4 protein-coding genes are annotated in these 12,138 nt (G+C 68.2%); all 4 read left to right on the top strand.

What is annotated here, in order from left to right; translation table 11 throughout:
* Nucleotides 1–186: 186 nt before the first annotated feature.
* Nucleotides 187–1,596, top strand: a complete 1,410-nt coding sequence (locus tag WN71_RS38035) for a hypothetical protein (RefSeq protein ID WP_240529909.1) — start codon at nucleotides 187–189, stop codon at nucleotides 1,594–1,596.
* A gap of 41 nt (nucleotides 1,597–1,637) precedes the next feature.
* Nucleotides 1,638–2,822, top strand: a complete 1,185-nt coding sequence (locus WN71_RS43105; RefSeq protein ID WP_240529908.1) for a hypothetical protein — start codon at nucleotides 1,638–1,640, stop codon at nucleotides 2,820–2,822.
* A 328-nt stretch (nucleotides 2,823–3,150) separates the two neighbouring features.
* Nucleotides 3,151–5,280 (top strand): LamG domain-containing protein, encoded by a 2,130-nt coding sequence (locus tag WN71_RS43100; RefSeq protein WP_338058728.1) that lies wholly within the window; start codon nucleotides 3,151–3,153, stop codon nucleotides 5,278–5,280.
* Nucleotides 5,281–5,375: 95 nt separating this feature from the next.
* On the top strand, nucleotides 5,376–12,128 hold the full coding sequence (locus tag WN71_RS43310) for a polymorphic toxin-type HINT domain-containing protein (RefSeq protein ID WP_079178426.1): 6,753 nt from the start codon (nucleotides 5,376–5,378) through the stop codon (nucleotides 12,126–12,128).
* Nucleotides 12,129–12,138 lie beyond the last annotated feature (10 nt).

The following is a 12,138-nucleotide window of genomic DNA, read 5'->3' as shown; positions in this document are numbered from 1 at the left end:
ACAGCTCGCTTCATGAAAGCGCGAGGCTAGGGGTGGGGTGTGCGTACACGTACACGTCTGACAGGAACGCTGGCGGCAGTCGCCGGCGTGATCCTGGCGGCGTCGGGGATCGTGACGCTGGGGTCGCCAAGCGCGGCAGCGACCACGTGCACGGCTGGGACGACCAGCGACTTCAACGGCGACGGCGTGACCGACACGGTCATCGCCGACCCGGAGGCCACAGTCGACGGGGTCAAGAGGGCGGGACTCGTGAGGGTCGTGCTCGGCGGCGGCAAGGGCGTCTCGGAGATCTCCCAGGCGACCGCCGGCATGAACGCGACGCCGGAAGCCAACGATCATTTCGGTCTCTCGCGCACCTCGTACGACGCCGACGGGGACGGATGCACCGATCTCGTGGTCGGCACGCCCTACGAGGACGTGGCCGCATCGGGCAAGCAACTGGTCGACGCCGGCGCGATCTACGTGATCCACGGCACGCCGACCGGTATCGGTGCAGGTTCGAAGATCGAGGCCTACACGCAGGCCCAGCTCGATCCTGCCACCTCCACCGAGGCTTACGACTGGTTCGGCTACTCGATGCGAGCAGGCACGACCGCGGCCGGTGAGCCGTACCTCGTGGTCGGTGTGCCCGGCGAGGACATCACCGTGGACGGCAAGAACAACACGGATGCCGGTGGCATCGAGTACATCCAGGGCACGACGGTCGTGTCCGTGAACGAGGACTCCCCGGGTGTGTCCGGCGTCGTCGAGTCCAACGACCGGTTCGGGTACTCCGTGACGGGCACGAACCGCTTCTTCGCGGTCGGTTCGCCCGGCGAGGCGATCGGCGACCAGGAATTCGCGGGCGGCGTCTCGGTCTTCAGCCACACCTTGTCCGGCGGGCTGCCCACCCCGCTCGTCGGCCTCGACCAGGACGCCACCGGTATCTCGGGCGTGCCGGAAGCCGGCGACGGCTTCGGCACCGCGGTCTCGATAGCGAGCTACCGGCCCAGCGGCCAGACCTACAACTCCGATGCGATCCTCGCCATCGGGATCCCGGGCGAAGACATCGGCACGGTGGCGGACGCCGGGAGCGTCGCGGTGGTCCGGGTGCAGCCGTCCGGCGCGTTCACCCAGGTCACCGCCTTCGATGCCAGCAGTACGGACGTCGAGGGCGACCCCGCCGCCGGTGACTTCATGGGACAGCACGTGACGATCAACAACACCGACACCACCGTCGTCACCTCGACCGCCACCATCCGTCTCGCCGCCGGCGTCCCCGGCAAGGACACCGCCACCGTGAAGGACGCAGGCGCGATCCAGATCTTCCGGCCGATGGACACCGCGATCGGCGCCAACGACAGGCTGCTGACGCGTGGTTCGGGGCTGCCGGGCACCGCAACGGCACGTGACTACGTCGGCACCACGCTGACCTCGGGCACCACCAATCTCTACGTGGGTGTGCCTTGGAGCAAGTCGTCCGACGCACCGAAGGGCGCTCTGTACGTCCTGCCATGGACCGACGTCGACGGGACGACCAGCACCGGCACGAAGACCTATCTGCCCGGCCAGGACGGGCTGCCCGACGCCGGCACTGCGTTCGGATTCGTCGGATGAGAGACGACCGGCAGACTCCGAAGAGAAGGAACCGCCGCACCATGAAACTCCGCAGAGGCGGAACGGGCCGCACCGCGGCAGCCGTCACCGCGCTCGCCGCGCTGCTGACCGCCGGACTCGGCGCAGCCCCCGCCTTGGGGCAGCCCGCCGCGGCCGGACACAGCGCGCGCTCCGCCCAGAGCGCGGGCGCCGCCAAGGGCACGCCGTCCCTGACCACCTCCGCCGCGCAGGCCGCCGCCGCTAAGTCGGGCGACCGGGTGGAGATCCTCAGCCTGCGCGACGAGCGCAGCACCACCTACGCCAACCCCGACGGCACGTTCACCACCGACGAGTACGTCCAGCCCGTACGCACCCGCGTCGACGGGAAGTGGACGGACATCGACACCACCCTGGTGCGGCAGAAGAACGGTTCCTACGCGCCGAAGGCCGCGCTGTCCGCGATGTCGTTCTCCGGCGGCGGCGACACGACCTTCGCCGAGATCCAGCAGGACGGGCGCTCCCTCTCGCTCGACTGGCCCGAGAAGCTGCCCAAGCCGACGATCGACGGCTCCACCGCCACCTACACCGACGTCCTGCCCGGCGTCGACCTCAAGGTCACCGCGAGCGCCGAGGGCTTCTCGCACGTGCTGGTCGTCAAGAACGCGAAAGCGGCCGCCAACCCTGAACTGGATACACTCCAACTCCCCGTCGACACCTCCTCGGTGAAGCTGAAGGAGACCGCGGGCGGCGGCCTGACCGCCACCGACACCGGCTCCGGCGGTACCGTCTTCGAGGCGCCGCAACCGGTGATGTGGGACTCCAGCCACACGGCCGCCGACGAACCCACCACCGACCAGGAGAACACGCAGACGCCCCCCCGAGGGCGCCCAGGTCGCCGACGTAGGCGTGGACGTCACGTCGGACACGATGACCCTCACCCCCGACAACAGCCTGCTCACCGACAAGGACACCGTCTACCCGGTCTACATCGACCCCGTGGTCAAGACCGCCAACCGAAGCTCCTGGACCATGGTGTCCTCGCACTACGCCGGCACGTCGTTCTGGAAGTTCGACGACGACGAAGGCGTCGGCCTGTGCCCCTCCGACGTGTCGGTGCGCTGCTCCAGTTCCTCCGACGTGAAGCGGCAGTTCTTCGCGATCCCCACCGCGACCTTCGAGGGCAAGGACATCGTCGACGCGGAGTTCGCGGTGACCCAGGTCTTCACCTACAGCTCCAGTGCCCGTGAGGTGCAGCTGGCCCGGGTCAACAGCACCGGCGCGAGCGCGATCAGCTCGTCCACCACCTGGTCGAACCAGCCCGGCTCCAAGGAGACGATCGCCACCAAGTCGCCCACGGAGAAGGCGGGTTCATGCACGTCGACCAACCAGAACGTACGATTCGGCGTTACCGGCACCATCCAGAAGGCGGCCGACAACGGCTGGGGCACCACCACCTTCCGCCTCAAGGCGGGCAGTGAGTCCGACACGTCGTACTGGAAGCGGTACTGCGGCAACGCGCACCTTGAAGTGACCTACAACAGGCCTCCGTTGGAGCCCGCGCAGAGCCAGCTGGTCATGGTCCCCGGCGACACGTGCGAGTACGGTCACGCCACCGACCACTACGTCACCCAGGCCCCCACCCTGCACGCCGTCATCAAGGACTACGACCACAACGACGTCAACGGAAACACCGAGAGCCTGCAGGCCCGCTTCAAGATCTGGTGGATGAACGGGTCCACCGAGGTCGACCATTACGCGACGACCGCGAAGAAGACAACCACAGGTACCGGCCAGACAGGCCAGCAGACCTTCAGCTACACGGTGGGCGACGACCTCTCCGGCGACGGCGAGCCCGGCTTCACCATCCCTGAGAACACCACCATCGCCTGGGCTGTCCAGGGCTACGACCAGCAGGCGTACGGGGCCTGGTCCAGTGACGGCGACCAGACCCGCTGCGAGTTCATCTACGACCACACCAAGCCCAAACCCGCCACCATCACGTCGGCCCAGTACCCGGCCGACGACACCGCACACGCGGGCGTCGGTGACTACGGCTCCTTCACCGTGGCCTCACCCGACGCGGATGTCACCTCCTACCGCTACTACTTCACCGGCGACTCGGACAGCATCACCTCCGGCAACGACTCGACCCCGCAGACGGTGTACCCGGCTACGGCCGGCGGACCGGCGACCGTGCGCTGGATGCCGCCCTCCGAAGGCCCCTACATCCTGCACGTCACCGCCGTCGACGGCGCCGGCAACGCGCAGAAGCCGGCCAGCTCCTACGTCTTCATCGTCAGCGACGGCCGCGCGCCGGTCGCCGGCTGGACCCTCGGCGACGCCAAGGGAGCGACGAAGGCGGCCGGCAGCAGCGGCGCACCCGACGCCACCGCCGGCTCCGGGGTGACCTTCGGCAACACGGGACCGCTCGGCTCGACCGACACCGCCGCCTCCTTCGACGGCACCGCCAACGCCTACCTCGACGCCGGCGCGCCGGCTGTTGATACCGGCAAGACCTTCTCGGTCAGCGCCTGGGTCATGCTGCCCACCCTGCCCACCGACAGCGTGACGGTCGTCAGCCAGGACGGGACGGCGCAGCCGGGCTTCGAACTCGGCTATGACGTGGACACCGCCTCCTGGACCTTCCGTATCCCGGTCAGCGACATGGACAACCTGGGCACCTGGAAGGTCTCCGGCGCGACGGCCGTCGCGAACACCTGGACCCACCTCATCGGCGTGTACGACGCCGAACTCGGCAAGATGATGCTGTACGTCAACGGGAACCTCGTCGAGGAGGACGTCCAGGCCCGCCACACCGTGTGGAGCGCTACCGGCAGCCTCCAGATCGGACGCAAGATCTGGCCCGGCGGCTACACCAACGCGCTCAAGGGCAGCGTCGCCGACGTCAAGCTCCACGACCGGGTCATCCCGCCGACCGAGGGCCAGGAACTCGGCGGCATCACGCCGCACCAGCTCGCCTACTGGCAGCTGGACCAGGCGACGGCCGGTATCTCGCCGGAGACCGACGGCGGCACCGGGCTCACTCTGGGCGGCGGCGCGTCCGTCTACGTCCCCGACGAGTCCTGCGACCCCGAGGCCGACCCCGACTGCGTGCCCCCGGCGGCCCCGCTGTGGGGTGACGGCAACCTGGTCCTCAACGGCACGGACGCCTACGCCACCCGCGCCGCGGCGGGACCCCTCTCCGCGCAGGACAGCTTCACCCTGACCGCCCGTGCCCGGCTCACGTCGGTCAACCCCACCACGGACGAGACGGTGTTGTCCCTGTCGGGCACCAACGGCAGTGCGATCAAGGTGGGTTACCAGGCCGCCACCGACCGTTGGCAGTTGACGGTCACCAGCGCCGACAGTGCGTCCCCGGTGGTCACCAGCCTGCTCGACAACGCCGACCCGCCCACCTCGGAGGGCGACGGCGACCACCTCGCGCTGGTCTACAACGCGGTGTTCGGCGATGTCCTGCTGTACGTCAACGGCTCCGCGGTGGCCCAGGCCGCCTGGGACAACACCTGGGACTTCACCACGACAAGCCTCCAGGTCGGCCGCGCGCTGACCGGGAAGACGGCCGGCGAGTACTTCGCCGGTGCCGTCGACGAGGTGCGCATGTACCAGGGCCCGCTGGACGCCTCCCTGGTGGCGACCGTCGCGGTCCTGCCCGGCGGCGCCAGCATCGACGAGTCCGAGGCGTAAGCCTCCCCGTTTCACGGGCGGGCGGCCACAGCGCCGCCCGCCCCTGTCGCCATGCGCATTTCTTCCTCCATCTCCCCTGATCGAATGGAGAGTTCATGTCCTCGCCTCCCTGGTTCCGGTCATGGAGACCGGCCCGGAGACGCGGCCGCAAGCGGACCGCGATCGTCCTCGGACTGGCCCTGTCCATAGGGCTCCTCCCCGCCTACGCGCCCCAGGCCCTGGCCGACGACGGCCTCACCAAGCCGAAGACCCAGACCAGTCTCGACAAGCCGGTGCGCGGCAAGAACGTCACCGCCAAGCACTACACGAAGACCGACCAGGCCAAGAAGGCCGCGGTCAAGACCACCCACAAGGCCGACTGGCCCACGGCCGGCACCGCCGAGGTGAAGCTGTCCGCCAAGACGGCGAAGGCCAAGGACCTGCCGATCACCGCCAAGGCGGCAGCCGGGAAGACGAGCGCCCGCTCGCTCCAGGTCAGCGTGCTCAGCCGCAAGGCGGCACAGGCGGCGGGCGTGGACGGCGTGCTGTTCACCGTCGCCCGCACGGACGGCGCCACCGCCAAGGGTGCCGCCCGCGTCACCATGGACTACTCGGGCTTCGCCGGCGCCTACGGCGGCGACTACGCCTCCCGGCTGCGGATCGCCCAGTACCCGGCGTGCGTCCTGACCACCCCTGAAAAGAAGTCCTGCGCCACCCCCACCTACCTCAAGAGCAGCAACGACGCGGCCAAGGAGACCGTCACCGCGACCGTGCAGGCGGCCGGCGACACCTCCGGCACCTCCACCCAACTCGTCGAGGCAGGCACCACCGACTCCTCGGCCACCGTCCTCGCGGCGACCGCGAGCAGCGGCGGCGGCGGAGGCGACTACAAAGCCACCAGCCTGTCGGCATCCGCCCAGTGGGGCGTCGACACCAACTCGGGCGCGTTCACCTGGTCGTACCCGATGAACGTCCCCCCGGTCCCCGGCGGCCTCACCCCGTCCGTCGGTCTCGCCTACAACTCGCAGTCCATCGACGGCCAGACGGCGACCACCAACAACCAGGGCTCCTGGGTCGGTCAGGGCTTCTCCTACGACCCGGGCTACATCGAGCGCAGCTACAAGGCGTGCGCCGACGACGGTCACGACGCCACCAACGGCGACGAGTGCTGGGCGTTCGACAACGCCACGCTCTCCCTGGCCGGCGGCACCTCCGGCGAGCTCGTCAAGGACGACAAGACCGGCGAGTGGCGCATCAGCAACGACGACAACTCCAAGGTCGAGCACCTGACGTCGGCCACCAACGGCGACAACAACGGCGAGTACTGGCGGATCACCACCTCCGACGGCACCCAGTACTACTACGGCCTCAACCGCCTGCCGGGCTACGCGAGCGGCAACGAGGAGACCAACTCCACCTGGACCGTCCCGGTCTACGGCGACGACTCCGGTGAGCCCTGCTACAACGCCACGTTCGCCGACGCCTACTGCACCCAGGCCTGGCGGTGGAACCTCGACTACGTCGTCGACCCGCACGGCGACGCGATGTCGTACTACTACGGCACCGAGACCAACTACTACACGCAGGGCCTGAAGACCACGGAGAACGGCAAGGCCTACATCCGCGGCGGCTACCTCAAGCGCGTGGACTACGGCCAGCGCGACCTCACGGTCTACTCCACCAAGCCCTCCGCACAGGTCGTCTTCACCACCGCCGAACGCTGCGTCGGCTCCCTGACCGACTGCTCCGCGGGAGCCTTGAAGGACGACACCGCCGCCGACTGGCCCGACGTCCCGTGGGACCAGAACTGCGCCTCCGGCACCAAGTGCCCCGGCCAGAACTCACCCACCTTCTGGACCCGTAAAGAGCTCACGAAGGTCACCACGCAGATCCGCACCGGCGACGCGACGTACTCGCCCGTCGACGAGTGGAGCCTGACGCACGTCTTCACCGACAACGGCGACGGCTCCAAGTCGCTGTGGCTCAGCAAGATCGACCACACCGGCAAGGTCGGCACCGACGCCACGGTGCCCTCCGTCGAGCTGTACGGCACCCAACTGCCCAACCGCGTCGACCAGAGTGGCGACGACCTCCAGCCCTTCTACCGCTTCCGCCTGTCGGGCGTGCAGAACGAGTCCGGCGGAGCACTCAGCGTCAACTACGCCGCAAACCAGTGCACGGTGAGCAACGTCCCGGCAGAGGACTCCTCCACCAAGCGCTGCTTTCCCGTGAAGTGGACCCCGCCCGGCGCCACCGACCCGATCGTGGACTGGTTCCACAAGTACGTCGTCGAGTCCGTCGTGCAGACCGACCTGACCGGACAGAACCCCGACCAGGTCACCTCCTACACCTACCTCGGCGACGCCGGCTGGCGAAAGACGCAGCCCGACGGCATCACCAAGACCGAGGACCTCACCTGGGGCGACTGGCGCGGCTACGGCAAGGTGCAGGTCGTCACCTCCGCCGGCACCAACGACCCCTCCAACACCAAGACCGAGCACGTCTTCTTCCGCGGCCTCGACGGAGACGTCGACAAGGACGGCGACACCCGCTCGGCGACGGTCACCGACTCCAACGGCGTCTCCTACGAGGACACCGACTGGAAGGCCGGTGACGAACTGGAGACGACCACCTACAACGGCTCGGCCGTCACCGAGAAGTCGGTGACCGTGCCGTGGACCGCGGTCACCGCGACCGAGACCCACGACTGGGGCACGCGCAAGGCCCGTTACACGGGCACCGGTTCGACCGACACCTACACCGCGCTCGCCGTCGGCGGCTGGCGCCACACCGCCTCCACGACCACCTTCGACGACGCGACCGGCCGTGAGAAGCAGGTCGACGACTCCGGCGAGGTCGGCGTCGCCGACAACCAGTGCACCCGCACCGAGTACGCCGACAGTGTCAGCGCGCACATCTACTCGCTCGTCTCGCGGGTGGAGACGGTCGCCGTCTCCTGCAGCGCCACGCCCGACCGGTCCAAGGACGTCCTCTCCGACGACCTGACCTACTACGACGGTTCGACCACCCTGGGCGACGCCCCCACCAAGGGCGACCTCACCATGACCAAGCGGCTGTCCGCCCACGACGGCACGACGGCCACCTACCAGACGACCGCCACCACCACCTACGACACCTACGGCCGCCCCCTGGTGGTCAAGGACGCGGACACCGTCGCCTCCACGACCAAGTACGCCTCCTCGACCGTCTACACCGACACCTACGGTCTCGCGACCAAGTCGGTGGTCACCAACGTCGACGGCTGGACCTCCTCGACGGAGTACGCGCCCCAGTGGGGCCAGCCCACGGCGAAGACCGACGAGAACGGCAAGCGGGCCGACCTCGCCTACGACGGCCTCGGCCGCCTGGTCTCCGTCTGGCTGCCGGACCGCCCGAAGGCGTCCAACTTCACGCCCTCGCTCAAGTACGAGTACCTGCTGCGCGCGGACGACGGCCCCACCGCCGTCCACACCCTGAAGATCCAGGCTGACGGGACGACGTACGGCAGCGAATGGTCGCTGTACGACGGCTTCCTGAGGCCTCGTCAGGACCAGACCGAAGGCGTCGGCGGCGGCCGCATGGTGGCCGACACCCTGTACGACGGATCCGGCCGGGTGGTGAAGGTCAACGACACCTACTACGCCTCGGGCGCCCCGTCCTCGACCCTGTTCCAGCCGGTCAACGCCGACCTCGACGCCCAGACCGTCACCGAGTACGACGGTGCGGGCCGCACCACGGCGACCATCACCAAGGTCCAGGGCACCGAGCAGTACCGCACCACGTACGCCTACGGCGGCGACCGCGTCACGACCACCCCGCCCAAGGGCGGCGTCAAGACGACGGCCGTCACCGACGGCCGTGACCGTACGACCGCGCAGATCCAATACCCCGCCGACGGCGACGCGGTCACCACGTCCTATGGCTACGACCCGGCAGGCAACCTGCTGGACGTCACGGACGACAAGGGCAACAAGTGGTCCTATACCTATGACCAGTTGGGTCGGAAGAAGACTGCGACCGACCCCGACACCGGCGCGTCCTCGTACACCTACGACGACATGGACCGGCAGACCTCGGTCACCGTCAACGGCGACAAGACGTCCACGCTCTACGACGAGCTCGGCCGCGCCGTCTCGACCTGGCAGGGCGAGGCGACCACCGGCACCAAGCTCTCGGTGACGAAGTACGACACCGTCGCCAAGGGCGAGCTCTACGGTGCCTACACCTACAAGGACGGCGCCGTCTACTCGTCGGTGACCTACCCGGTCCTCGACGCCGACAACGACTACCAGCCCACCGACACCAAGTACTACCTGTCCAAGACGGCCGAGCCCCAGTTGGGCGGCACCTACGAGTACACCACCCAGTACAACCGCGACGGCACACTCCAGGGCCAGGGCCTGCCCGCGACCGGCGACCTCGCCGCGGAAGCCCTGTCGTACACCTACGACGGCCTGCAACGCCTGACCGGCCTGAACACCTCCCTCACGGGAGGCAGTTACGTCACGAACGCCTCGTACTCGCCCACGTCCAACCTCGAACAGCTGGAACTGTCCACCGGAGTCTCCGGCACCCCGAAGACCTGGATCACCAACTCCTACGAGGCGGGCACCGACCGCCTGACCAACTCCCGCGTCGACGTCGAGGGCGCCTCCAGCGTCGCCTATGACGCCAACTACACCTACGACGACGCCGGCAACATCCTCTCCATCGCCGACACCCCGACCGGCGGCACCAGCGACGTCCAGTGCTTCACCTACGACGGCCTCGGACGCCTCTCGACGTCCTGGACCTCCTCGGTGAACTCCAACGACGCCAAGGGCACCGGCAGCACGGACGCCTCCTGCGCCGCGGGCGCCTCGTCCTCCACGGTCGGCGGCACCTCGCCCTACTGGACCGACTACGGCTACGACACGATCGGCAACCGCAAGACCGAGGTGCGCCACGGCCTGAACGGCACACCCACCTCAAGCCGGCAGTACGCCTACGGCAAGGCCTCCGGCCCCAACGGCACGGACTCGGGTCCGCACACCGTCTCGTCGATCACCCAGACGACGGACGCCACGAGCACTACCCCGCAGATCGTCTCCCAGGACAGCTACCAGTACGACAGCTCCGGCAACACCACCAAGCGCATCCTGGACGGCGACACCCAGTCCCTCGACTGGGACAAGCAGGGCGAGCTGACCAAGGTCACCAACGCGGACAGCTCGGTGACGAACTACCAGTACGACGCGCAGGGCACACGGATCCTCCGGGACACCCCCGACGAGAAGACGTTCTACCTGCCCGGCACGGAACTCCACCTGGACAAGTCCACGTCCAAGGTCACCGCCACCCGCTACTACAGCTTCGGCGACACCACGGTGGCGATGCGGGAGGCGGACGGTGTCCACTTCCTCGCCTCGGACCACCAGGGGACGGCGGAACTCGCGGTCGACGCGAAGACCGGCGCCACGACCCGCCGACGCACCGACCCGTTCGGCAACAGCCGGGACGAGTCCTCGACCTCGGGCTCGGACTGGGTCAACGACAAGGGCTTCGTGGGCGGCACGATCGAAGCCTCGACGGGCCTGACCACGCTCGGCGCCCGTGAATACGACGCCGACACCGGCCGGTTCATCTCGGCCGACCCGGTCGTCGACTACACCGACCCCCAACAGATCAACGGCTACGCCTACGCCAACAACAGCCCCGTCTCGTACAGCGACGCCACGGGCATGATCCTGGCCGACTGCACGGGCGGCTGGCAGGAGTGCGGCCCCGGTCCACACACCGGGGGCGGCACCACCTCCGGGGACAGCGACACCAAGGGTGGCACCGGCAATACGACGACCACGCCGGCCCAGGAGAAGGCTGCCGCGGCCAAGGAGAAGGAGGACTCGGCCAAGCAGCGGGCCATCGCGATCGCCAAGGAACTCGGCAAGATCGCCGCGGACGAACTCGGCATCACGGATGCCCTCGACTGCTTCACCACCGGAGCCCTCGGCGCCTGCGGCAACACCGCGTTCAACGTCGTGTCCTCCTTTATGGGAGGCGGGCCTCTGGCCAAGCTGGCGAAGAAGTACTTGTTCCGCTGGAACAAGGCGGCAGCCCTGGCGAAGCGGGTCTACGGTCTGGGCAAGAAGCTGCTCAACGTCTTCCAGGACTGGCGGAAGAGCCGCAAGGAAGCAAACGCGCTGGCCAAGCTGGCCAAGGAGTGCGAGGAGTTCAACAGCTTCACACCAAGCACTCTGGTGCTGATGGCCGACGGTTCGACAAAGAAGATCGCGGACATCGAAAACGGCGACAAGGTCCTGGCGACTGACCCGAAAACGGGGAAGACCAAGGCCGAAACCATCACTGCCGAGATCACGGGCGTGGGACTGAAGCACCTGGTCAAGGTCACTGTCGACGTCGACGGCGACAAGGGGTCCAAGAAGGCATCGGTCACCGCGACCGACGGTCACCCGTTCTGGGTTCCCGAATTGCACGCCTGGCTGACCGCGACGGACCTCAAGGCCGGCGAGACGCTGCGCACCAGTGCAGGGGGCCGGGTCCAGATCACTGGGATCAAGCGGTGGACTGCGCAAGCGGTGGTCCACAACCTGACCGTGGCCGACCTGCACACGTACTATGTGCTGGCTGGGGCTACGCCGGTCCTGGTTCACAATTGCAGCGTTTCGCTAAGTCAGAGGGAGGCGGATACGCTGCGCGTTGGTCCGTATGCCGATGCGTCGGTCCCTGCGACCGGGCCGGTAGTTACCACGGAACAGAGTGCGGCCATGCAGGGAAGGCCGTGCCACTCTTGCGGTGGGAGCAGTCCGACGATGACGGGGGACCACCAGCCGTCGACTGGAATTGGACCGACTAGCCTCGCGCTTTCATGAAGCGAGCTGT

It is taken from the genome of Streptomyces mangrovisoli, from assembly GCF_000974985.2.
Taxonomy (GTDB): Bacteria; Actinomycetota; Actinomycetes; order Streptomycetales; family Streptomycetaceae; genus Streptomyces; species Streptomyces mangrovisoli.
This window is presented reverse-complemented; position numbering and strand designations above follow the sequence as displayed.